The organism is Polaromonas sp. P1_E11, from assembly GCF_056405995.1.
Map to the genome: position 1 here is coordinate 1 of NZ_JBFUBA010000007.1, position 21,843 is coordinate 21,843.

Here is a 21,843-nt window from a genome sequence, read left to right on the forward strand (position 1 = left end):
CAGTCGACGTGGGCGTAGTGGCGGTTGGCCGTTTCGTACTCGACGTGGGCGGTGTTGATCGTGATGCCGCGCGCTTTTTCTTCGGGCGCCGCGTCAATTTGGTCGTAGCCCTTGGCTTCGCCGCCGAACTTGGATGCCAGAACGGTCGTGATCGCCGCCGTCAGCGTCGTCTTGCCATGGTCCACGTGGCCAATCGTGCCGACGTTGACGTGCGGCTTGGTCCGCTCAAATTTGCCTTTTGCCATTTTTCTCTCCAGATAAAGAACATGCCCGTGTACGGTTTAACGTCTGCACTGTGTTGCTGATTCACTTCGCACGGGTACAAAGTGGCACACAATCGCAGACAAGGAAAAAAGCTGCCAATCCCATCCGGGATCGGCAGCGAACGTTACTTACTTGGCGCGCGAAGCCATGATGGCTTCCGACACATTGCGCGGAGCTTCAGAGTAGTGCTTGAACTCCATGGAGTACGTGGCACGGCCCTGCGACATCGAACGCAGCGTGGTCGAATAACCGAACATTTCAGACAGCGGCACTTCCGCCTTGATGGCCTTGCCGCCACCGACCATGTCTTCCATGCCCTGCACCATGCCGCGGCGTGAGGACAGATCGCCCATCACGTTGCCGGCGTAGTCTTCAGGCGTCTCAACCTCTACAGCCATCATGGGCTCCAGAATCACCGGGCTGGCCTTGCGGCAACCTTCCTTGAAACCGAAGATGGCAGCCATCTTGAAGGCCAGTTCGTTCGAGTCCACATCGTGGTACGAACCGAAGTGCAGCGTGACCTTGACGTCAACCACCGGATAGCCAGCCAGCACGCCGGACGTGACGGCTTCGTTGATGCCCTTTTCCACCGCAGGGATGTATTCGCGAGGAACCACACCGCCCTTGATGGCGTCGACAAACTCGATGCCCTTGCCGGCTTCGTTGGGCTCGATCTTGAGCACGACGTGGCCGTACTGGCCCTTGCCGCCGGACTGGCGCACGAACTTGCCTTCAGCGTCTTCCACCGTTTTACGGATGGTTTCGCGGTAAGCCACCTGCGGCTTGCCGACGTTGGCTTCCACGCCGAATTCGCGCTTCATGCGGTCGACAATAATTTCCAGATGCAACTCGCCCATACCGGCGATCAGGGTCTGACCGGACTCTTCGTCGGTCTTGACGCGGAAAGAAGGATCTTCCTGCGCCAGGCGCTGCAGGGCGATGCCCATTTTTTCCTGGTCAGCCTTGGTCTTGGGTTCCACGGCCTGGGTAATCACAGGCTCAGGGAACACCATGCGCTCAAGCATGACGATGGCATCCGGATCGCACAGGGTTTCGCCCGTGGTCACGTCTTTGAGGCCCACGCAGGCGGCGATGTCGCCGGCGCGGATTTCGCTGACTTCTTCACGGTTGTTCGCGTGCATCTGCACGATACGGCCGATACGCTCTTTCTTGCCCTTGATCGGGTTGTAAACGCTGTCGCCCTTTTTCAGGACGCCGGAGTAAACGCGCACGAAGGTGAGCTGGCCCACAAACGGGTCCGTCATCAGCTTGAATGCCAGCGCAGAGAATTTCTCTTCGTCGTCAGCCTTGCGGGTGACAGGCGCTTCATCTTCGTCCATGCCCTTGACGGGAGGAATGTCGATCGGCGACGGCATGAATTCAATCACAGCGTCCAGCATGCGCTGCACGCCCTTGTTCTTGAAGGCGGAGCCGCAGTACATCGGCTGGATTTCGCTGGCGATGGTACGTGTGCGGATGCCCAGCTTGATTTCAGCTTCGGTCAGATCACCTTCTTCAAGGTATTTGTTCATCAGCTCTTCAGAGGACTCGGCGGCAGCCTCAACCATCTTCTCGCGCCATTCCTTGGCCAGCTCGACGAGCTCGGCGGGAATATCGCTGTAGGTGAACTTCATGCCTTGCGACGCTTCGTCCCAGATGATGGCCTTCATTTTCAGCAGGTCAACCACGCCGGTGAAGCTTTCTTCAGCGCCGATGGGGATCACCATGGGCACAGGGCTGGCCTTCAGGCGCAGCTTCATCTGCTCGACGACCTTGAAGAAGTTCGCGCCGGTGCGGTCCATCTTGTTGACGAACGCAAGGCGGGGAACCTTGTATTTGTTGGCCTGGCGCCAGACGGTTTCCGACTGGGGCTGAACGCCACCCACGGCACAGTACACCATGCAGGCGCCGTCAAGCACGCGCATGGAGCGCTCGACTTCAATCGTGAAGTCCACGTGGCCCGGGGTATCGATGATGTTGATGCGGTGCTCAGGCAGGGACGTGTCCATGCCCTTCCAGAAACAGGTGGTGGCAGCCGAAGTAATCGTGATGCCGCGCTCCTGCTCTTGCTCCATCCAGTCCATGGTGGCAGCGCCGTCGTGAACTTCACCAATCTTGTGGTTCACGCCGGTGTAAAAAAGGATCCGCTCGGTGGTGGTGGTCTTGCCGGCATCAATGTGCGCGGAAATGCCGATGTTGCGGTATTGTGAAATGGGGGTAGCGCGGGACATAAATTACTTTCAGTTCGGGGTTACGAACAAAGACTCGTTGAAGGACTGCCCGCAGTCCGGGCATCCTTCATTTCTTCTACGCGTCTGCTGGCCGGGAAGGGTGTTGTGCACCACACCCGGCTGGCAGAAATTGGGGTTGAACCGTCGGCAATCAAGGTGCCCAGCACCTTGAAACCAACCAGCAACCCGTCAACTCAGCGCAGCAAATACTGCAATCGAAAATTAGAAGCGGAAGTGGCTGAACGCCTTGTTGGCTTCTGCCATGCGGTGAACTTCGTCACGCTTTTTCATGGCACCGCCGCGGCCTTCGGTCGCTTCCATCAGTTCATTGGCCAGACGCAAAGACATGGACTTCTCGCCACGCTTCTTGGCGGCCTCCTTGAGCCAGCGCATAGCCAAAGCCATGCGGCGGACAGGACGCACTTCAACCGGCACCTGGTAGTTGGCACCGCCGACGCGGCGGGACTTCACTTCAACCATGGGCTTGATGTTGCCGATGGCCATGTGGAAAGCCTCGAGCGGGTCTTTGCCGGGGTTCTTTTTCTCGATAAAGTCGAGCGCGCCATAAATGATGCGCTCTGCGACGGCCTTTTTGCCGCCTTGCATGATCACGTTCATGAACTTGGCGAGATCAACATCGCCAAATTTTGGATCAGGAAGAATTTCACGTTTAGGGACTTCGCGACGACGTGGCATTTTTTCACCTCTTTGCTTCAGTTGGCATTGCTTTTGGCAACACCGCGAGAGTTATCAAAACCCTCACTTACTCGACCGGTGCAACTATTTGCACTTGGGTCACTTCGTTTCAGACACCTGCCAGGGCGAGTGAAACACCTTGTTTTGAAGGAACTATCACAGACTTCTGTGACAACTTCTTCTGGCACGAGCTCTCAGCGAAGAGAAAAACCCGAGCCGGTTCGGCTTATTTGGCCTTTGGCTTCTTCGCACCGTATTTGGAGCGCGACTGCTTGCGGTCTTTCACGCCCTGCAAGTCGAGCGAACCACGGACGATGTGGTAACGCACACCGGGCAAGTCCTTGACACGACCGCCGCGAACCAGCACCACGCTGTGTTCCTGCAGGTTGTGGCCTTCGCCGCCGATGTAGGAAATGATTTCAAAACCGTTGGTCAGGCGCACTTTGGCAACCTTACGCAGAGCGGAATTGGGCTTTTTAGGCGTCGTGGTGTACACACGGGTGCACACACCGCGGCGCTGCGGAGAATTTTCCATCGCAGGGCTCTTGGACTTGATCTTTTCGACCTCGCGCCCCTGACGGACTAACTGATTGATGGTTGGCATTGAAAACGTCCCTAAACGTCTGAAAACTAATTTACCGTGTTGATACGGCCACAAATATTTCCCGCCACGAAAGCGGAAAAGCCTTCTAGTATAAACCGGATAGGGGAATCCCTCAAGCAGAACGCGTGGCGCGGACACACGAAATGGCCGGCAAAGAGAAGTTCGGCGCCCAAAGATTCAATGTTAGCGCCCACTCCAGACGAGTTTTCGCGCCGGACGCCCTGGGGGGAAGAGTCCGCCAATCTCCGACACGAGTATTTGGCGGCCCGCAATTTGTCTGAAAAACCGGGGAAAGCGCCGGCATCAACGCCCTGTATAACCGGCGATACCTGAGGTAACGGTGTCGGGAAGGGCTGGATGTGAATGCATATCCGCCCAGACCCCACCATGCCCTTCGTCTTATTTAATCCACAGCCGGATGGCGTCCCAGGCCCGGCCCAGAATACCGGCCTCGCCCACCGCTTCCAGCGCCACCAGCGGCACTTCGGCCACCGGTGCAGGGTTGTCGCCCAAGGTGACCTTCAGCGTGCCAACAGCCTGGCCCTTGGCAAACGGCGCTACCAGCGGGTCGGGCCGCGCCACCTGGGTTTTGACTTTGGCAGCACCGCCGGCAGCGACGGCCACCACGATGGCCTGCGGACGGCCCAGCTTCACGGTCGAGGAAGTGCCTTTCCAGACCGACGGAGTTACCACGGCCTGGCCGGCGTCGAACAGCTTCACGGCTTCATAGGCTGTGTAGCCCCAGTTCAGCAGTTTTTGTGATTCATTGGCGCGGGCACTGTCACTCGCGGTACCCAGCACGATGGCCAGCAACCGGCGCCCGCCCGGTGCGCCGGCAGCGCCCAGGTTCGGAAAGTCGCGCTTTGCGGTGGCGATCATGCAATAGCCGGCAGCGTCGGTATGGCCGGTTTTCAGGCCGTCCACCGTCGGGTCGCGGAACAGCAGGGTGTTGCGGTTGGTGTCGTTGGCGGCCGGCGTGCCGGGATAGCGGTATTTCTTGATCGCCGAATAGCCGATGTAATCGGGGAAATCCTGCATCAGCCGGGTGGACAGGATGCTCAGGTCACGCGCGGTGGTCGTGTGGCCGGGTTCGGTCAGGCCTTCCGGGTTTTTATAAGACGTGGACTTCATGCCCAGCGCCTTGGCCTGCTCGTTCATGAGGCGGACGAAATTTTCGGTGGAACCGCCCACGCCTTCGGCGAGCGCCATGGTGGCGTCATTGCCTGACTGCACCACCATGCCCTTGATCAGGTCTTCCACGGGCACCTGCATCTTCGGGTCGATGAACATGCGCGAACCTGGCATCTTCCAGGCACGCTCACTGACGGGGAAGGTCTGCTTCAAATCAATCTTTTTGGATTTGAGCGCATCGAACACCAGGTATTCGGTCATCAGCTTGGTCAGCGATGCGGGCTCCACCGGCGAATCGATGTCCTTGGCGGCCAGGATCTGGTTGGCAGTGATATCCAGCAGCAAGTAGGAACGTGCGGCGATTTCGGGCGCCTGCGGCACCTGGGCATGGGCCAGGGGCAGTGCCGCAGAGAAAGCCAGGAACACGGTGGCGGCAAAAGCGCGCAGGCCGGGGGCGGCGCGGAGGGCCTTGAGTGAAGCTTGCATCAGTAGGGGGTCGGTGAAATTCGGTGAAAGGATAAGGGTCAGGGAGCGCGGGGCAAACAGCATCAGGCGGAGTGCGAAGACAGGTGGCGAACCACCAGATTTTTCAACAAAGGCAATTGTCCATGAAAGAAGTGGCTCCCCCCCGGCACAACGGTAACAGGCAGTGCTTGCGGCCGCGCCCAGTCCAGCACGGCGGACAACAGCACCGTGTCGTCCAGCTCGCCGTGCACGACCAGGGTTTTCAGGTGGGCGGCTTCGTCAATAGGTGCAGCAGGCGCGCGGCTCACGCTGGTGCCGACCAGCACCAGTTTTTCAATGGTGCGGGCGGTGCTGAGGCGCTCAAAGGCGTGGGTGGTGACAAAGGCGCCGAACGAAAACCCGGCCAGTGCCAGTACCTGGCCGCTGCTGGTCGGCGCCGCATGTTCCACCACGGCCAGCAGGTCTTCGAGCTCGCCCCGGCCTTCGTCATGGCTGCCGGCACTGCCACCCACACCGCGGAAGTTGAACCGGACGGCGGTCCATCCGCATTGCACAAAGGCCCGGGCCAGCGTCTGCACCACCTTGTTGTCCATGGTGCCCGCAAACAGCGGGTGCGGATGCGCAATGACCGCCACGCCGCGCGAGTCGCCTGCGGGAAGGTCCACAGCAATTTCAAGTGCACCGGCGGGGCCCTGGATGATCGATTTGCGGGTCTGCGAATTCACGGTGATGGATTCCATTCAAACAAGTTGCTATCAAATAGGGAGCTGCTTGCGCCCGTCCCTATTGGGCCGGAAGGCCAAAAGATGCGAATTTCGGGAATAGTGGCCTTCCCCCAGCCTAGCGCCCGACGTGCGCAGGCACCAGCAGGCGCTCGACGACTTTGCCGTTTTTCAGGTGCGACTCGACAATTTCATCAATGTCGCTGGCGTCGACATAGGTGTACCAGACCGCTTCGGGGTAGACCACGGCCACAGGGCCGGCTGCGCAGCGGTCCAGGCAGCCGGCCTTGTTGACCCTGACCTTGCCAGGCCCGGCCAGCCCTGCGGCTTTCACCTGGGATTTGCAGCGGTCAAAGCCTTCCTGCGCCCGATGGTCAGCGCAACAGTCTTCGCCGTTGGCGCGCTGGTTCAGGCAAAAGAAGACATGGCGTTCGTAATAGGAATTTTGTTCAGGCATGACGTGACTTTAGTGGATGTGTACCGGATAAGGTTCCCGCACTGCCCCGGGGATCAAGGCGCCTCAACGACCAGCGCCGTGGCTTTTTTCACCAGCGGAAGCGCCAGCAGCAGCGTCGGGAATGCAACGACCCAGGAAAGCGCCCATGCGCCCAGCCAGATACGCAGGACCCCGGGCGCAATGCCGACGCCCTTGAGCGTGCTGATGATGGACACGATGCAGGTCATCAACACGGAAAGCATCAAGGGTGTGACCCAGCGCGCGCTGCGGGCGGGGAGTTTTGTCAAACCGAAAAAGGTGCGCGATGAAGATTTCGAAGAGTTCATACAGGGTTCCATAAGCCGTCCAGTCAAGGCGCCTTCCCGTCAGCCCGTGGGCATGCAGGGAATACAACCCCGGCATGGCCGGCGGTAGTAGGCGCGTTGATTGACGTAAACGCTTACGGCAACTCTTGAGGGAGATCGCAGGCCGATATTAGCAGAGGCAAATCACCGGCGCGCATCAAGGCCGCGGCTCGCGCCCTGAGAGCCGCACCAGCACATACAGCAAGGCCGCATACGGCCACAGCCAGCCCAGCCACTGCACCAGGCCGTGAAAGCGGATGAAACGGCCCTGCTCCCAGGTTTGCAGGGTTTGGGCAAAGTACGGATCCGCAGGCGCCTGATTGAGCAGCCCCAGGTGAACCGTGAGCGCCAGCAGTGCCAGCGCGGCTGCCCCCCGGCGCGGCACCGGCAGAAGCAGCGCCGCCAGCACAACGGCAAATCCGATGCCCACCTGCACCGGCAGATCCAGCCAGGCCCAGGCGTGGTCCGGCCCGTAGCTCAGCGCGGCCGACAGCGCCGATGCGGCAATGCCGACCGCAACAATGGCCGCCGAAAACGCTGCCCGCTGCCACAGCGTGCGGATCACGCAATAGCCGAGCAGACAGGGAATCAGCGCGCCCAGCGCCACGCACAACAATTCGGCAATTGGCACCAGCGGCTGCAGCTCCATGTCGCGCACCGGCATCCATTCGAGGAAAGGCGTGTCGGTCAGCACTTCGGCAAGTGCCGACTCCAGACGCTCGAACACCTGCCCCAGCCCCAGGGGCACGGAGGCAGGAAACAGCAACGCGGGCGGCCAGAGCATCAGCAACACCAGCGCACCCCGCGCATCCTGCGCGAACCAGCGCGCCCGAAAGCGGCTCCAGCGATCGACGATGCCGGTTTTTTCCAGCGCCCACGCACAGCACGCGCCCAGCCATGCGCCGGTGGTGTTGAGCGCCAGGTCGACATTGGAGGGAATGCGCGAAGGCAGGTAGCTTTGCAGCGTTTCCATTGCCAGCGACAGCAGCGCGCTGACCAGCACCGCCACCGTCACAGCCCAGGAAACGCGCCGGCTGCGCAGTGCCGACAGCGCCAGCAGGAAACCCAGCGGCGCATAGCCCAACAGGTTGGCGCCCACGTCAAAGCCGGTCCAGTACTGCGGCAGGGGCGCTGTGAGGAACCTGAGGGGTGAAATTCCCTGGTCGCGCCAATCGGCAAAGGGGTAAAGGCTTGCGTAGATGACCAGACAAATGGTTGCCAGGGACAGCGGCCAGGCCGTGGTTCGGTGCACACCCCCGACATCCTCACTGCGCTTCGCTTCGTGTAGTTCCGCCCCCCCTTGCAGGGGGCGACGCGAGTCGCCCGGCAAAGCCGGTTCGACCGCGTCTGCTGGTTGGGGAGGGGCCTTCTTTTTCACTGCTGCGCCCGGTTGTGACCTTAGAAGGGCTTGACCACGACGAGGATGACTGCTGCCAATAACAGCAGCACCGGCACCTCGTTAAACCAGCGAAACCACTTGTGGCTGTGCGTGCTGCGGTTGGCGACGAACCTGGCCAGCAGGCGGCCGCAGGCGTGGTGGTAGCCGATCACCAGCACCACAACGGCCAGCTTGGCGTGCATCCAGCCGTTGCCAGGCCCGCGGCCTATGCCGTAACCCAGGTACAGCCACAGGCCAAAGCCCAACGCCGGCACGGCCAGGATGGTGGTGAAACGCATGAGCTTGCGTGCCATCAATATGAGCCGCTCGCGTTCAGCCACGCTTTCCGGGGGCACCATGGCCAGGTTCACAAAAATGCGCGGCAGGTAAAACAGCCCGGCAAACCAGCTGGCGATGAAAACGATGTGGAGTGATTTGACCCAGAGCATAAGGAAGTGTAGCCCCCACGCTTTTCACTTCGTGTAATGCGCTGCCCCCCAAGGGGGCGCTGCGCCTGCGGCCCGGCAAAGCCGGTTCCGCGGCCCCTGCTGGCCTAAGACCTATCCATCCGCTAATGCCCCAAGCGTCACATCTAGCGGGCAAAAAAATGCCCGGGGCATGAGCCACCGGGCTGGTAAGCCTTTTTGCTGTCACACGCAAAGGCCCCGCTCAGGGAGGAAAAGCGGGATGCAGTTGCCAAATTGGTAACTACACGTAGCAATTCTAACCACGCCAGTTGCGCATTGGCAATGGTTTTATAAGTTAACTAAGTAATTCCGTGTAAAGCGTGGCGCCTCTGAAATGGCGCGGCACCAAGCATGTCTCATATATAGATGGCGCAGATAACGTCCGGCCAAATACTTTCAGGCCTTGATCAACCTTTGGCACAATTTGCGCATGACACAGCACGCCCCCAACTTCGCGCCCTTCCCCGCCGGGCGCCCGCGGCGCTTGCGCCGTGATGCCTTTACCCGCAACCTGGTACGTGAACACGCACTTACCCCGCACGACCTCATTTATCCTGTCTTTGTGGTGGACGGCCAGCAGCAGCGCCAGCCAGTAGCGTCGATGCCTGGCGTCGAACGGCTGAGCCTTGACTTGCTGCTGCCGGTGGCGGAGGAATGCGTGAAGCTGGGCATTCCGGTGATGGCGCTGTTCCCGGTCGTGGATGCTTCGCTCAAGACCTATGACGGCGTTGAGGCCACCAATCCCGATGGCCTGATCCCGCGGGTGGTGCGGGCACTGAAGAAGCACTTTCCCGACCTGGGCGTGATGACCGACGTGGCGCTGGACCCCTTCACCACGCATGGCCAGGACGGCCTGCCCGATGAAAACGGTTACATCCTCAATGAAGAGACGGTGGCCATGCTGGTGCGCCAGTCGCTTTGCCAGGCTGAGGCCGGCGTGGACATGGTCGCGCCCAGCGACATGATGGACGGCCGCATTGGCGCCATCCGCCAGGCACTGGAGGCCAAAAAGCTGATCCACACCCGCATCATGGCCTACAGCGCCAAGTACGCGAGCGCGTTCTACGGCCCCTTCCGCGACGCGGTCGGCTCGGCCAACAACCTGGGCAAGGCCGACAAAAAGGCCTACCAGATGGACCCGGGCAACAGCGACGAAGCGCTGCGCGAGGTGGCCATGGACATCGCCGAAGGCGCCGACATGGTGATGGTCAAACCCGGCATGCCCTACCTGGACGTGGTGCGCCGCGTGAAAGACGAATTCGGCGTGCCCACCTTCGCCTACCAGGTCAGCGGCGAATACGCGATGATCAAAGCGGCCGCACAAAACGGCTGGCTGGACCACGACGCCGTGATGATGGAAAGCCTGCTGGCCTTCAAGCGTGCGGGCGCAGATGGCGTGCTGACGTATTTCGCCATCGACGCTGCCCGCAAGCTGCGGCAAGGCTGAACCGGGCGGCAGGTGTTGCGCATTAATCGCTATCAAAATCATAGCTGCTTGCGCCCGTCCTGCTTGTTCGAAATGCCGATTTAATACCTCAAAACAAGGCTAAACAGGGCTTTCATGCGCGTTTTCACCATCGCTTCCGGCACCCAGGGCATCATCGAGACGGACACCCTGCCGGCCCAGTTGCCGGCGCAGGGTTTTGTCTGGATTGCCTGCGCCCGCCGCGAGTTCGAGGTGATGCAGGCGCAGATCCAGGCGGCACTGCAAACCCTGTGCGGTACCCAGCTGGTTGATCTGCATGTGTCCGACCTGCTGAACAACCAGCTCCCTTCACATTACGACTACACCTCGCAGTACGACATCCTGGTGTTCCGCCGCCTGGCGGCCGGGCAATCCGAAACCGACCTCAGCCAGCCCGGCGAACCGTTGCATGAGCGCATGAAACGCAGCGGCCCGCCGGTCCTCAAGCGCATCGACACCAGCCCGGTCGGCTTTGCGGTGTTTGACAAGGTGGTGCTGACGGTGCACCCCGCCGACTGCGCGGTGCGCGATGCCTACGCGGCCCGCCTGCTCAATGCGACCACGGCGGAGTCGCGCTCCAGCGGCGTCAAACTGCCCGCCAGCCCCGCCGACCTGATGCTGCGCATCGTCAACCAGATGGTCGACGGCTACCTCGAACTGCGGCGTGAACTCACGCGTCAGCTCGACCATTGGCAGTCCGAGCTGCTGCGGCCCGGCACACGCTTTACCAACTGGAGCTCGGTGCTCGATGCGCGGCTGGCCATGCACCACCTCGATGAAATCTGCGAAGACCAGCGGGCCGCACTGCAGGACTGGATCGATTCGATTGAAACCTGGCCCGAAGGCGGCACACCCGCCGCAGTGCGCGAGCGCGAATTGCTCAAAATCCGCTCACGCGATGTGCTCGAGCACATTGAACGTGTGGTGCACCATGTGCGCCGCATGGAGCAAAGCGCCGAAACCGCAGTGCAGATGCATTTCTCGGCGCAAAGCAACCGCACCAACGACATCATGCGCACGCTGACGGCGCTCACCGCCATCTTCCTGCCGCTGAACCTGATCACCGGATTCTTCGGCATGAACTTCGAGTTCATGCCCTTTCTTCACGCGTCAACCGGTTTCTGGTGGACCTTCGGGGTCATGGTCCTGATCGTCGTGGTGGTCGCCACGGTGTTCTGGCGCAAGCAGTACCTGGCCCGGACGCGCCGCTGACACGGCGCCCGCAACGGTTCCCGAAAGCCACTGCCGCGATCTGCCGCCATGCAGCCTGAAACCCGGCCTCACAATCCTTGCGGCGTGGAGGTTGGCTGCGCAGGCTGGAGCCTGCCGCGCGACACCTGGCCGGAATTTCCGCCGGACGGCAGCCATCTCGAGCGCTACGCCGCCCGTTTCAATGCGGTCGAGATCAATTCCTCCTTCTACCGCCCGCACCAGCCGGCCACCTATGCGCGGTGGGCGGCCGCTGTACCGGCGTATTTCCGCTTTTCCGTCAAACTGCCCAAAGCCATCACGCACGAGCAACGGCTGCGCCGCTGCGATGCCCTGCTGGACACTTTCCTGGCACAGGTCCGCTGCCTGGGCGACAAACTCGGTTGCCTGCTGGTGCAGCTGCCGCCCAGCCTGGCTTTTGATCCAGCCACGGCCACCAGCTTCCTCACCGCACTGCGGCAACGCCATGCCGGCGGGGTAGCACTGGAGCCGCGCCATGCCAGCTGGTTCACGGCCGCCGCCGACGACCTGCTCAAGGCCATGAAGGTGGCTCGCGTCCTGGCCGACCCGGTGCTGTTTGACACAGCCGCCCAGCCGGGTGGACACCCCGGCCTGGTCTATGTGCGTCTGCATGGGTCGCCGAAGATGTATTACTCGGCCTACGCGCCCGATGTGCTGGATACGCTTGCCGTCCGGCTTGAGCTTGCGGCGGCGTCTGACGCCAGCGTCTGGTGCATCTTTGACAATACGGCCAACGGCGCTGCAGTGCCCGACGCGCTGCTCCTCACCGGCAAGCTGGCACGAAGCTGATCTGCAGGAGCGGGTAGCAGCGCCCCGAAAAGGATGTCCCATGAGCAATCAAGCAGGCAAGAGGGCGCTGAACGGCCATACAACCTGCGCCGATGACCTGACGCGCGAAAATGTCGAAGCCATGCGGCGCGTGGAAGAAACGGCACTGGCCAACCGCAGCCGGGCTGACCGCATCGCCGCGTTTGTCGCCGGTTTTTGCGGCTCCATGCCTTTTGTCTGGATGCACGTGGCTGCGTTTGCGTTCTGGATCAGCGTCAACTCGTGGCCGGGGCTGGCGCATTTCGACCCCTACCCCTTTACCTTCCTGACACTCGTGGTGTCGCTGGAAGCCATCTTTCTCTCTTCTTTTATCCTGATCAGCCAGAACTATGAATTGCGCATCAGCGACAGGCGCAACCAGCTGGACCTTCAGATCAACCTGCTGACTGAGCAGGAAAACACCAAGATGATCCAGATCCTGGAGCGCATCGCCAAAAAGGTAGGCGCCAACATCGAGGGCGACCCGGACATTCCCATCCTCAAGGAAAACACCGACCCCGAAAAGCTGGTCGCGCAGATCGAGCAGGCGCAGCGCGACAACCCGCCTGCGGCGAAAGGCTAGAGACTCAGACCCAAGGCTGGGCCAGCCCTTCAGCATGGAAGGCCTTGATCACGGCAGGCCGTGCCAGCACACGCTGCAGGTAGGGGCCGAGGTGGGGCCGGTTGCGCGCCGGCGACGACGCAAAGTTGCGCGTCCAGCGGCACAGCGTCAGCGCATAAATGTCCACCGCTGAATACGTCGCACCCAACAGCCAGGGTTGGTCATGGATTTTCTCCAGCCTTGCCAGCTCCGCATCCAGCTGGTCCAGCATCAGGCCGACCTTGGCTTCAGCATGCGACTTCAACTCGGCTACGCCGGCGTCGTTGCCGGGGTTCATCCAGCGGTCGGTGTAGAAATAAATGATCAGCGCCGACTGCATAGTGTTGGTCAGCCAGATCAGCCATTTGTAGAAATGCGCGCGTTCGGTGGTGCCGACGGCTGGGGCCAGACCGGCCTCGGGATGCGTATCGCACAGGTGCAGGCAGATCGCAGCAGTTTCGTACAACACCAGTTCGCCATCAACCAGCGTCGGGATCAGCCCATTGGGATTGAGCTTGCGGTACGCCTCCGACCGGTGCGCGCCGGTGCTGGTATCGACGAGGATTTTCTCAAAGGGCACACCCAGTTCCTGGAGCAGGATGTGAGGCGCCATGGCGGCGGAACTGGGGGAGAAGTGCAGTTGATACATGCCCCTATTGTGTCGTCACTCCATAGATGCCGGCCGCATTTCCCCAGGCTATTTTTCGCGCTACATCGGCTGGTAAATCACCCAGCCAGCTGCGGTAACCCTTCATGAGTTCGTCGTAATACAGCCAGCGCTGGTTGACCCAGGTGTCGGAGCCGATCATGAAGCGGCCAGGGTACTTCAAAATCAGCGTGCGCCATTCGGGGCAGAGCTTGCCGCCTTCGCACGTCAGGCCTGGCCGGTACGACAGCTCGCCCATCAGTTGCGGGTACTTGCCCAGCAGGGCATCGACACGCGCCACGGATGCGCCGCCTATGCCGGTGTGCGCCCAGATGAGGCGCGCGTCGGGCGCGTGGGCCATCAGCAGGTCGATCGCCGTGTCGTCTACATGCGATAGCACCGCCAGCTTGTTCTTCGCGGCGAACTGCATCAGCTTTTTGGCCACCGGGCCATTGGCGTTGGCGCTGTCGTAGAGGTGGAACTCGCCAATGCCTTTGTACGGCCCGGCCTGGTCGCCGGTGACGCCACGAGCAAACTCGGCCTGCACCATCTCGTAAATCGTCTCGTCGCGAAACCAGTTGTCGTAGTCGGCGCGGTTGCGGTAGAGGCGGATAAAGGGCACCACAGTGACGCCAGCCTGGCGGGTTTCGGGCATCGCGGCGAGTGACCTGGTGCCGTCGTTGGGCCGCGAGTTGGCAACGATGGCTTTGACGCCGTTGCGTTTCATGCGGGCAAGAACATCGGCGGGCCCATGTGGACCGGCGTTGCCGTTCCAGGCTTCTTCGTTGTAATGCAGGTGCGTGTCGAACAGCGGGCCGGTGTAGTCGGCGGCCAGGGTGGGCGCGGCATTTGCCATCAAAACAATAGCTGCAAGCCAACGTCCCGCCTTGGCTAGAGTCCTAAAACACTTAAAACCCGGCACGCCGCGCATGATCAGGCCAGCTTGTCGGCAAAAAACGCCAGCGAGCGCTCGCGCGCCAGCTTGGCCGCGGCTTCGTCGTACGCGCCGCGCTGGTCGCAGTTAAAGCCGTGGTCGGCCGAGTAGATATGCGTCTCGACTTCCGGATGCGCTTTGATAAAGGCGTGGATGGTGTCCAGCGGAATCGAATGGTCGCGGTCGCTGAAGTGGGCCAGCACCGGACATTGCGGTTGCAGGGCGATCTCGGCCGGGGCCGTCATGCCGCCGCCGTAATAGGGCACCGCCGCGCTCAGGCCCTTGAGCAGGCACGCAGCGCGCCAGGCCAGAAAGCCGCCCCAGCAAAAACCAATGATGCCGACCTTGCCGCCGCCAGCCTTTGCCGCGTGGTCGATGGCGGCCTGGATGTCCGTCAGCACGCCCGGCGCGGGCAACCCGTTGACGGCAGCCTTCAGCGCGATGCCCTCTTTGATCGTGGCGTCGTCGTAGCCCATGTCAACGCCGGGCTTGACGCGGTGAAACGTCGCCGGCGCTACCGCCAGGTAACCCTGGGCAGCGAAGCGGTCCGTCACGGCCTGGATGTGCGAGTTGACGCCAAAAATTTCCTGCAAGACCACCACGGCGGCCTTGGGTTTTCCCGCAGGCTCGGCCACATAGGCCGGAAATACAAAGCCGTCAGCGGCCGTCAGATCGATGAATTTACCCACGGTGCAATCTCCTTGATGTCAATGAAAGTGTCGAAAAATCGGTTGGCTCAGGGGTTGGCTTTGGCGGCCAGTGCGCGCTCTACAAAATCAAGCCGGTCCTGGCCCCAGAACAGCTCGCCGTCGATGACATAACTGGGGGCGCCGAACACACCGGCGTCGATCGCCTGCTGCGTGTTGGCTTCATAGCGCTCTTGCACCGCCTGGCTGAAGGACTGCTCCAGCCGCCCGGCCGGCAAGCCGCATTCGGCGAGCAGTTCGGCCAGCGTTTTTTCGTCGGCGATGTGGCGCTCGCGCACCCACACGGCGCTGAAGATCGCGCCGCCGATTTTCATCGCGGCTTCAGTGCCGTCGTGCAGGTTCACCGCGATGATGAGGCGCGAGGCCTCATCGCCCGATACCGGAAAATATTTGGGCTTGAGGTTCAGCGGCGCATGCAGGTAGTCTGAATAGCGCTGCAATTCCAGCAGGCGGTAGGCCTGGCGCTGCGGCGCACGCTGCCCCAGCGGCAACCCCCCCGAGATGGGAAACACCTTGCCGCCCAGATCAATAGGCAGCACATTCACGGTAGCGTCCACTGCACGGGCGATCTGGGCAAAGCGTTCGTGGCCCAGATAAGTCCAGGGGCTTTGCGGCGTAAAGTAATAATCCACAACGGTGCTCATGATCGTCTCCGGTTTTGGGGGCCTGTTCAAGTACATTGACCCGATGCAATCCCCGTTTTTACCCGGGAATGCCATTCTCTGCAGGAGGTGCGGTTTGTCCAAAGTCATTCTGATCACAGGCGGCTCGCGCGGCATTGGCGCCGCATGCGCCCTGCTCGCGGCACGCCAGGGTTGGGCGGTGGCCGTCAACTACACCAGCAACTCGCTGGCAGCCGACGAAGTGGTGCGGCAGATCCGCCAGGGCGGCGGCCAGGCCATCACGGTTCAGGCCGACGTGGCCGACGAGGCGCAGGTGCTGGCCATGTTTGAAAAAGTGGATGCCAAGCTCGGCCGGCTGGACGGCCTCGTCAACAATGCCGGCGTGGTCGACCGCACCAGCCGCGTCGACGCCATGACGCTGGAAAGGGTGCGGCGCATGTTCGAGATCAATGTGTTCGGCTCGTTCCTCTGCGCACGCGAAGCCGTCAAACGCATGAGCACGCGCTACGGCGGCGCAGGCGGCGCCATCGTCAACGTCTCGAGCGCCGCAGCGCGGCTGGGCGGGCCTGGCCAGTACGTAGACTACGCAGCCGCCAAGGGCGCCATCGACACCTTCACGGTCGGGCTGGCCAAGGAAGTTGCCACCGAAGGCATTCGTGTGAACGGCGTGCGCCCGGGCATCATCGACACCGACATCCACGCCTCCGGCGGCCTGCCCGACCGGGCCCGTGAACTGGCGCCGCTGGTGCCGATGCAGCGACCGGGCACCGCCAGCGAAGTGGCGGAGTCGATTGTCTGGCTGCTCGGCGACAATGCGAGCTATACAACAGGTGCACTGCTCGACGTGGCCGGAGGGAGGTAGTGCCCCCACGTTCGCTCACTGCGTGTAGCTCTCTGCCCCCCGAGGGGGCGCTGCGCCTGCGGCCCGGCGAAGCCGGTTCCGCGGCCCCTGCTGGAATTTGTTGGGCAGACCGCTTTTGGGCTTGCCACTTGAATTGCCTCTAAGGAAAAACGATGGATTTCAAACCGCTTGTCACGCTGCTGGCCATCGTCAACCCGCTGGCCATCGTGCCGTTTTTCATTCACTACACGCAGGGCTTCTCCGACGAGCAGCGCCGCCGCACCATCCTGGTGGCAGCCTTTTCGGCTTTTGTCGTTATCGCCATCAGCGCGCTGCTGGGCCTGCAAATCCTCGACTTCTTCAGCATCTCGCTGGCAAGCTTCCAGGTCGGCGGCGGCATGCTGCTGCTGATCAGCTCGATGAACATGCTGAATGCGCAACCGGCCGAAGCCAAACCCCTGACCAATGAAATGGAAGACGGCGCCGAGAAGGCCGCGCGCGGCGCCAGCATCGCCGTGGTGCCACTCACCATTCCGCTGTTGACCGGCCCGGCCACCATGTCGACGGTAGTGATTTACGCCGAGAAGGCCCAGACGGCCTTGCAGGTTGCCGCGCTGGTCGGCTACGGTGTGGTGATTGCGCTGGTGACTGCCATCAGCTTTTCGCTGGCCGAGCCGATTGCCCGCGTGCTGGGCAAAACCGGTATCAACGTGATGACGCGGCTGATGGGTCTGATCCTCGCTGCATTGGCCGTTGAGGTGATGGCCGGCGGCCTCGGCAAGTTGTTCCCCATTCTGCGCAGCTAATGGAGCCCCCACGTTCACTCACTGCGTGTAGCTCTCTGCCCCCCGAGGGGGCGCTGCGCCTGCGGCCCGGCAAAGCCGGTTCCGCGGCCCCTGCTGAAATGTACTGGATAGCACGGTGGGTCAAATGACCAGTGCGCGCATCCTGCTGGTGGAAGACGACCCGGCGATTGCCCGCTCCATCATTTACACCCTGGAGCGCGACGGCCTCAGCGTGACACACAGCCTGCTGCTGGGCGATGCGCGCCGCCAGCTTGCGCTGCAGCTGCCCGACGCCGTGATCCTGGATGTCGGCTTGCCCGACGGCAGCGGTTTCGATCTGTGCCGCGAACTGCGCGCCGCCGGCAGCCTGCCGGTGCTGATACTGAGCGCGCAGGGCGAGGAGATCGACCGTGTGCTCGGGCTGGAACTGGGCGCCGACGACTATGTGAGCAAACCCTTCAGTCCGCGCGAGTTGCTGGCGCGCGTGCGCAGCCTTCTCAGGCGCGCGCGCATGCCTGCCCCTGCAGCGGCGCTGGCTGGTGCCAGTCCTTTCGTGATTGACACCGCGGGCCAACGGGCAAGCCTGCACGGCCACCCGCTCAACCTGACGCGCCGCGAGTTCGGCCTGCTGGCCGAACTGTTACGCCACCGCGAACGCATCCGGTCGCGCGACGAACTGCTCAGCGCCGTCTGGGGAGCGGATTCGGACAGCACAGACCGCACCGTAGACACGCACATCAAGACCTTGCGCGCCAAGCTGCAGGAAGCAGCGCCGGAGCATGACTACATCGTCACACACCGCGGCATGGGCTACTCACTGGATATCAACCGCACCAAAGGCAGCTGACATGCGCCTGGGCATACGGCTGCTGTTCGGCTTTTTTCTGGTCACGGGCCTTGCGGCTTTTTTTGTGCTGCGCGTCTTCATGGCCGAGGTCAAGCCCAGCGTGCGCGAGGTCATGGAAGACATGATGGTGGACACCGCCAACATCCTGGCCGAACTGGCCAGCGACGATCTGTCGGCCGGCGCCATCGCCAACGGGCGCTTCGCCGGCCACGTGCGCAACTACGCGCAGCGGCCGATTGACGCGCAGATCTGGGGCCTTGCCAAGCAATCGCTGGACTTCCGGGTGTACGTGACCGACGCCGCCGGCAAGGTGGTGTTTGACTCGGAGAACGCGGCAACCGGCCAGGACTATTCGCGCTGGCGCGATGTGGCCAGAACGCTGCGCGGTGAGTACGGCGCGCGCGCCACCCGCGAAGTGCAGCAGGACGATCGCAGCTCCGTGATGTATGTCGCCGCACCGGTGCAGCAGGACGGCAAAATCATCGGCGTGCTGACGGTCGCCAAACCGATGTCCACCATCCAGGCTTTCATCGACCGGGCCGAACGGAAGATTTTCCTAAGCGGCCTGCTGTTGCTGGTGTTGTCGCTGGCCATTGGTGTGGCCGTGACGCTGTGGGTGGTGTGGAGCATTCGCAAGCTGCGCCGCTATGCCAACGCCGTCGGCCAGGGCGAGAAACCCGCGGTTCCGCAGATACCGGGCGAGCTTGGCGATCTGGCCATGGCAGTCGATGCCATGCGCCTGAAGCTGGAGGGCCACGAGTACATAGAAGATTACGTGCGCGCCCTGACCCATGAGCTCAAGAGCCCGCTCGCCGCGATCCGCAGCGCAGGCGAGCTCTTGCAGGACGAGCTTCCCGAACACGCGCGCCGCGAGTTTTCCGGGCAGGTACTGGCCCAGTCCGGCCGCATGCAGGCGCTGGTGGACCGCATGCTCGAGCTGACGAAGCTGGAGCAACGCCATGCAGAGGTAGAGCGCGAGCGCCTTGCGTGGGCCGGCTTCCTCCAGTCTTTTGAGCTGGAGACCGGCGCCGGCCGGACCCAGCATGCGATCAAAGTCGTAATCCGTCCGGAACATGCCGGCGTGCATGCGGAGCCCGGCCTCCTGGGCCTGGCGCTGAGCAACCTGCTGGAAAACGCGCGCTCGTTCGCACCCGAGGGCTCGGCGATCACCCTGGAAGCGGGGCCAGACTTCATCGCCGTGCAAGATGCCGGGCCCGGCGTGGCGGACTACGCCCTGCCCCGCCTGGGCGAGCGCTTTTTCTCGACCGTGCGGCCCGACGGACACACCAAAGGCTCGGGCCTGGGGCTGGCCATCGTGCGGCAGATCATGCTGCTGCACGGCGGGCGCATGGTGGCGCGCAACACGCAGCCCGGGCTGCGGGTCGAGCTGCATTTCTAACCGCGGCGCGCTCATCACGCGGCCACCTTTGCCGGTTCAGGTTTGACCGGTTCAGCCTGTTTGAACCGTGCGTACCAATCCACCTGCCGCGTCAGCATCATGATGGCCGCGAGCACGGCGAACAAGGCCACTGCACCCAGCAGCAAGGCTGTTTGCTCCATCCGCAGCAGCACAAACAGCATGCCGTACAGCGTGGCGATGCCCAGGCCAAACGGCAGGCCGCGCGACCAGCGTCCCAGCATGTGGCTGGCGTAATACGTCAGCAGAAGCACACAGGCGGCGGCGGCAATCGCATAAGCAGTTTCAAAGGGCATGTGCTCCGAAAGGCTCACAAGCAACAAGAAAAACATGCTCATGGCCGCACCCACCAGCAGGTACTGGATCGGGTGCACGCGCAGTGACTTCATGAACTCGAACAGCCCCACGGCCAAAAAAGTCAGGCCGATAAACAGCAGACCGTACTTGGTAGCCCGGTCGCTGAGCGCGTAGGTATTGGAAGGGTCGACAAAGGTCACGCTGAAGGCTTCGACGCAAGAGGCGTTGGCCGACCCATCAGCATAGTTCGGGCAGACGCCCCTGCGCTTGCCGGGGTCCTGTTGCGTCACCTCCTGCTGCGCCGTGCTGGCCAGCGAGCTGACACGCCAGCTGGCTTCAAAACCCTGGTCCGTCACTTTGCGGTCCACCGGGAGAAACTGCCCGCCAAAACTCGGGTGCGGCCAGTTGGACGTGAGCTGCACCCGGGTGTCGCCGCCCAGCGGCACGACTGAAATGCTTTCAGTTCCGACCAGTTCCAGTGCCAGCTGCGCCTGCAGCGGCGCCATGCCCATCATGGCCATGGACAGCGGCGCATGCACGCCGCGCGGATAGCTGCCATAGAAGGTACCGGGCTTGAGCGCCAGCACCTGATCACCAATCTTCACGCTGGCGTGGCGGATGCCGCGCGAGTCAGACACCGCCATCATCAAGAGTGGCTGGCCGCAGTTCATGCGTGAGCCGGCGTGTTCGGCCACGGGCTTGAGCGCTTCGGTGTCGGTCCATTCGGCCACGATGTCGGCCTTGAGATTAAAGGCCTGCGTCGCATGCAGGCCGCGGGCGCGCGCCTCGAGTTTGCTGCCGCCCTTGACGGTCAGCGACGCCGGTGCGGCCACCAGCGTGAACTCGCGCCGTTCGGTTTGCACTTTCTTGTCCTCATACTTGACGTCCCACTCCTCGGTGCAGGCCCGGTGTATGAGCGGGCCGGTCAGCGTCTGCGGGCCGGCCAGGCTCTGGGCCACGCTCTGGATGGCAATTTGCCGGTAGGTCTGGCGGTCATGCACCACGCCGCTGATCTGGAACAGCGCGACGACCAGCAAAACCACCACCAGAGCCAGCGCGAAGAATTTTTGTTTCATGACTTCCTTTCGTTTTTGAACAACGAAGGGAAGTGTGCAAACCGTGTGTGAGGTCAGAATGAGCTGCGGGCGGCCTGTGTGAGCTGAATGTGAAGTGGAATGTGAAACCCCAGCGCTCAATGGCGTATGCAGTGGGAGTATTTACCAGCGGGCAGCCGCGGAACTGGCTTTGCCAGGCCGCAGGCGCCGCCCCCTTGAGGGGGGAAGGCGCTACACGAAGTGAGCGACCGACGGGGGTGGGTTATTTCTTGCGTAGCAACTTGACCAGCTGATTGCTGGTGTTGCGCAGGCGCTGGGCCATCATCTGCGTGATCTTGACCAGCAGCTTGGCGCCCACGCCGGGGTGGTCGCGAATCAGCAGGGCAATTTCATGGCGGCCCCAGACGCCGGCCTCGACAGATTCGATGGCGGTGCAGGTGGCATAGCGCGGCTCGCTGTCGAGCATGGACATGTCGCCTATTGCCGCGCCGCTGCGCACCACGGCCACGCGCGAGACGACCGGTTCCGCGCCGGCTTCGGCCTGCGCGGCTTCGGCGGCTGATTCCAGGCGTTTGGTGACATCGACCGTGCCCTTGAGGATCAGCATCATCCAGTCGCCGGCTTCGCCTTCGCGGATCATCACCTGCCCCGGTTCAGCGCGAACCAGCAGCATGGACGCTCCCAGGATGTCGGCTTCGGCCGGCGTGAAGTCCTGCAGCAGCTGCGAATTCTGCAGCAGGTCGGGTCCGTAAGCGCTCAGCTGCTCGCAGCAGCCGAACACATGCAGCCCGGCGGCATCCAGTTGTTCTTCCAGCGTTTTCATGGCGCA

General features: G+C 62.3%; 24 protein-coding genes. 8 read left to right on the forward strand and 16 right to left on the reverse strand.

The genetic code is table 11. From position 1 onward, the window contains the following. The 10 genes from AC1D11_RS19715 to AC1D11_RS19760 all read right to left on the reverse strand — a co-directional run. Window positions 1-245 (reverse strand): GTP-binding protein (locus tag AC1D11_RS19715; RefSeq protein ID WP_477650650.1); only part of this gene is annotated, 245 nt, incomplete at its 3' end. Between the two features lie 147 nt (window positions 246-392). Continuing rightward, a complete protein-coding gene (gene fusA, locus AC1D11_RS19720) occupies window positions 393-2,495 on the reverse strand; it encodes an elongation factor G (protein WP_457281667.1) in 2,103 nt (700 codons plus the stop codon). Window positions 2,496-2,717: 222 nt separating this feature from the next. Next, window positions 2,718-3,191: a 30S ribosomal protein S7 gene (gene rpsG / locus AC1D11_RS19725; RefSeq protein ID WP_011481226.1), complete on the reverse strand. Its 474-nt coding sequence runs from the start codon at window positions 3,189-3,191 to the stop codon at window positions 2,718-2,720. A 226-nt stretch (window positions 3,192-3,417) separates the two neighbouring features. After that, window positions 3,418-3,795, reverse strand: a complete 378-nt coding sequence (gene rpsL, locus AC1D11_RS19730; RefSeq protein WP_092130055.1) for a 30S ribosomal protein S12 — start codon at window positions 3,793-3,795, stop codon at window positions 3,418-3,420. A 399-nt stretch (window positions 3,796-4,194) separates the two neighbouring features. After that, window positions 4,195-5,412, reverse strand: coding sequence for a D-alanyl-D-alanine carboxypeptidase family protein (locus tag AC1D11_RS19735; RefSeq protein ID WP_477647980.1), 1,218 nt, complete (start codon window positions 5,410-5,412; stop codon window positions 4,195-4,197). A gap of 62 nt (window positions 5,413-5,474) precedes the next feature. Continuing rightward, window positions 5,475-6,116, reverse strand: a complete 642-nt coding sequence (locus tag AC1D11_RS19740; protein ID WP_477647986.1) for an alpha/beta hydrolase — start codon at window positions 6,114-6,116, stop codon at window positions 5,475-5,477. A gap of 115 nt (window positions 6,117-6,231) precedes the next feature. Continuing rightward, window positions 6,232-6,570: a (2Fe-2S) ferredoxin domain-containing protein gene (locus AC1D11_RS19745; protein ID WP_457281670.1), complete on the reverse strand. Its 339-nt coding sequence runs from the start codon at window positions 6,568-6,570 to the stop codon at window positions 6,232-6,234. 53 nt (window positions 6,571-6,623) lie between these two features. Further along, window positions 6,624-6,896, reverse strand: a complete 273-nt coding sequence (locus AC1D11_RS19750; RefSeq protein WP_477647979.1) for a DUF2798 domain-containing protein — start codon at window positions 6,894-6,896, stop codon at window positions 6,624-6,626. A gap of 175 nt (window positions 6,897-7,071) precedes the next feature. Beyond that, window positions 7,072-8,166: a VanZ family protein gene (locus tag AC1D11_RS19755; RefSeq protein WP_477647978.1), complete on the reverse strand. Its 1,095-nt coding sequence runs from the start codon at window positions 8,164-8,166 to the stop codon at window positions 7,072-7,074. Window positions 8,167-8,312: 146 nt separating this feature from the next. Next, on the reverse strand, window positions 8,313-8,741 hold the full coding sequence (locus AC1D11_RS19760) for a CopD family protein (protein ID WP_477647977.1): 429 nt from the start codon (window positions 8,739-8,741) through the stop codon (window positions 8,313-8,315). Window positions 8,742-9,189: 448 nt separating this feature from the next. Here AC1D11_RS19760 and hemB point away from each other — a divergent pair, with 448 nt between their 5' ends. The 4 genes from hemB (at window position 9,190) to AC1D11_RS19780 (ending at window position 12,844) form a co-directional block, all read left to right on the forward strand. Then, entirely contained in the window at window positions 9,190-10,206 is a 1,017-nt protein-coding gene (gene hemB, locus AC1D11_RS19765; RefSeq protein ID WP_477647976.1) for a porphobilinogen synthase, read from the forward strand. A 114-nt stretch (window positions 10,207-10,320) separates the two neighbouring features. Continuing rightward, complete coding sequence (locus AC1D11_RS19770; RefSeq protein ID WP_477647975.1) at window positions 10,321-11,436, forward strand: magnesium transporter CorA family protein; 1,116 nt, start codon at window positions 10,321-10,323, stop codon at window positions 11,434-11,436. A gap of 48 nt (window positions 11,437-11,484) precedes the next feature. Continuing rightward, on the forward strand, window positions 11,485-12,243 hold the full coding sequence (locus AC1D11_RS19775; protein WP_477647974.1) for a DUF72 domain-containing protein: 759 nt from the start codon (window positions 11,485-11,487) through the stop codon (window positions 12,241-12,243). A gap of 40 nt (window positions 12,244-12,283) precedes the next feature. Then, window positions 12,284-12,844, forward strand: a complete 561-nt coding sequence (locus AC1D11_RS19780; protein WP_477647973.1) for a DUF1003 domain-containing protein — start codon at window positions 12,284-12,286, stop codon at window positions 12,842-12,844. 4 nt (window positions 12,845-12,848) lie between these two features. On the opposite strand, the gene AC1D11_RS19785 is transcribed toward AC1D11_RS19780, so the two are convergent. From AC1D11_RS19785 to AC1D11_RS19800, 4 genes are all read right to left on the reverse strand, one after another. Then, complete coding sequence (locus AC1D11_RS19785) at window positions 12,849-13,511, reverse strand: glutathione S-transferase family protein (protein ID WP_477647972.1); 663 nt, start codon at window positions 13,509-13,511, stop codon at window positions 12,849-12,851. A gap of 4 nt (window positions 13,512-13,515) precedes the next feature. Continuing rightward, the gene (locus tag AC1D11_RS19790) at window positions 13,516-14,364 is read right to left on the reverse strand and encodes an amidohydrolase family protein (RefSeq protein WP_477647971.1); all 849 of its coding nucleotides are present in this window, start codon (window positions 14,362-14,364) and stop codon (window positions 13,516-13,518) included. 77 nt (window positions 14,365-14,441) lie between these two features. Continuing rightward, complete coding sequence (locus AC1D11_RS19795; protein ID WP_477647970.1) at window positions 14,442-15,131, reverse strand: dienelactone hydrolase family protein; 690 nt, start codon at window positions 15,129-15,131, stop codon at window positions 14,442-14,444. 47 nt (window positions 15,132-15,178) lie between these two features. After that, window positions 15,179-15,793 (reverse strand): DsbA family protein, encoded by a 615-nt coding sequence (locus AC1D11_RS19800; RefSeq protein ID WP_477647969.1) that lies wholly within the window; start codon window positions 15,791-15,793, stop codon window positions 15,179-15,181. Window positions 15,794-15,887: 94 nt separating this feature from the next. Between AC1D11_RS19800 and AC1D11_RS19805 the strand changes: the two genes are divergently transcribed. The 4 genes from AC1D11_RS19805 (at window position 15,888) to creC (ending at window position 19,644) form a co-directional block, all read left to right on the forward strand. Next, on the forward strand, window positions 15,888-16,634 hold the full coding sequence (locus AC1D11_RS19805; RefSeq protein ID WP_477647968.1) for an SDR family oxidoreductase: 747 nt from the start codon (window positions 15,888-15,890) through the stop codon (window positions 16,632-16,634). Window positions 16,635-16,786: 152 nt separating this feature from the next. Beyond that, a complete protein-coding gene (locus AC1D11_RS19810) occupies window positions 16,787-17,419 on the forward strand; it encodes a MarC family protein (RefSeq protein WP_457281681.1) in 633 nt (210 codons plus the stop codon). A gap of 124 nt (window positions 17,420-17,543) precedes the next feature. Next, complete coding sequence (gene creB / locus AC1D11_RS19815) at window positions 17,544-18,245, forward strand: two-component system response regulator CreB (protein ID WP_477651307.1); 702 nt, start codon at window positions 17,544-17,546, stop codon at window positions 18,243-18,245. A gap of 1 nt (window position 18,246) precedes the next feature. Beyond that, window positions 18,247-19,644, forward strand: coding sequence for a two-component system sensor histidine kinase CreC (gene creC / locus AC1D11_RS19820; RefSeq protein WP_477647985.1), 1,398 nt, complete (start codon window positions 18,247-18,249; stop codon window positions 19,642-19,644). 14 nt (window positions 19,645-19,658) lie between these two features. On the opposite strand, the gene creD is transcribed toward creC, so the two are convergent. Beyond that, window positions 19,659-21,035 carry a cell envelope integrity protein CreD gene (gene creD / locus AC1D11_RS19825; RefSeq protein ID WP_477647966.1) on the reverse strand — a complete coding sequence of 459 codons (1,377 nt, stop codon included), beginning with the start codon at window positions 21,033-21,035 and terminating at the stop codon, window positions 19,659-19,661. A gap of 241 nt (window positions 21,036-21,276) precedes the next feature. Continuing rightward, a complete protein-coding gene (locus AC1D11_RS19830) occupies window positions 21,277-21,837 on the reverse strand; it encodes a Crp/Fnr family transcriptional regulator (RefSeq protein WP_477647965.1) in 561 nt (186 codons plus the stop codon). Window positions 21,838-21,843 lie beyond the last annotated feature (6 nt).

What these genes read in the sequence shown, in the direction of transcription:
- fusA (WP_457281667.1), bottom strand. Translation starts at nt 2,495, where the DNA reads ATGTCCCGCGCTACCCCCATTTCACAATACCGCAACATCGGCATTTCC.
- rpsG (WP_011481226.1), bottom strand. Translation starts at nt 3,191, where the DNA reads ATGCCACGTCGTCGCGAAGTCCCTAAACGTGAAATTCTTCCTGATCCA.
- rpsL (WP_092130055.1), bottom strand. Translation starts at nt 3,795, where the DNA reads ATGCCAACCATCAATCAGTTAGTCCGTCAGGGGCGCGAGGTCGAAAAG.
- AC1D11_RS19735 (WP_477647980.1), bottom strand. Translation starts at nt 5,412, where the DNA reads ATGCAAGCTTCACTCAAGGCCCTCCGCGCCGCCCCCGGCCTGCGCGCT.
- AC1D11_RS19745 (WP_457281670.1), bottom strand. Translation starts at nt 6,570, where the DNA reads ATGCCTGAACAAAATTCCTATTACGAACGCCATGTCTTCTTTTGCCTG.
- AC1D11_RS19750 (WP_477647979.1), bottom strand. Translation starts at nt 6,896, where the DNA reads ATGAACTCTTCGAAATCTTCATCGCGCACCTTTTTCGGTTTGACAAAA.
- AC1D11_RS19760 (WP_477647977.1), bottom strand. Translation starts at nt 8,741, where the DNA reads ATGCTCTGGGTCAAATCACTCCACATCGTTTTCATCGCCAGCTGGTTT.
- hemB (WP_477647976.1), top strand. Translation starts at nt 9,190, where the DNA reads ATGACACAGCACGCCCCCAACTTCGCGCCCTTCCCCGCCGGGCGCCCG.
- AC1D11_RS19770 (WP_477647975.1), top strand. Translation starts at nt 10,321, where the DNA reads ATGCGCGTTTTCACCATCGCTTCCGGCACCCAGGGCATCATCGAGACG.
- AC1D11_RS19775 (WP_477647974.1), top strand. Translation starts at nt 11,485, where the DNA reads ATGCAGCCTGAAACCCGGCCTCACAATCCTTGCGGCGTGGAGGTTGGC.
- AC1D11_RS19780 (WP_477647973.1), top strand. Translation starts at nt 12,284, where the DNA reads ATGAGCAATCAAGCAGGCAAGAGGGCGCTGAACGGCCATACAACCTGC.
- AC1D11_RS19785 (WP_477647972.1), bottom strand. Translation starts at nt 13,511, where the DNA reads ATGTATCAACTGCACTTCTCCCCCAGTTCCGCCGCCATGGCGCCTCAC.
- AC1D11_RS19790 (WP_477647971.1), bottom strand. Translation starts at nt 14,364, where the DNA reads ATGGCAAATGCCGCGCCCACCCTGGCCGCCGACTACACCGGCCCGCTG.
- AC1D11_RS19800 (WP_477647969.1), bottom strand. Translation starts at nt 15,793, where the DNA reads ATGAGCACCGTTGTGGATTATTACTTTACGCCGCAAAGCCCCTGGACT.
- AC1D11_RS19810 (WP_457281681.1), top strand. Translation starts at nt 16,787, where the DNA reads ATGGATTTCAAACCGCTTGTCACGCTGCTGGCCATCGTCAACCCGCTG.
- creB (WP_477651307.1), top strand. Translation starts at nt 17,544, where the DNA reads ATGACCAGTGCGCGCATCCTGCTGGTGGAAGACGACCCGGCGATTGCC.
- creC (WP_477647985.1), top strand. Translation starts at nt 18,247, where the DNA reads ATGCGCCTGGGCATACGGCTGCTGTTCGGCTTTTTTCTGGTCACGGGC.
- creD (WP_477647966.1), bottom strand. Translation starts at nt 21,035, where the DNA reads ATGAAACAAAAATTCTTCGCGCTGGCTCTGGTGGTGGTTTTGCTGGTC.
- AC1D11_RS19830 (WP_477647965.1), bottom strand. Translation starts at nt 21,837, where the DNA reads ATGAAAACGCTGGAAGAACAACTGGATGCCGCCGGGCTGCATGTGTTC.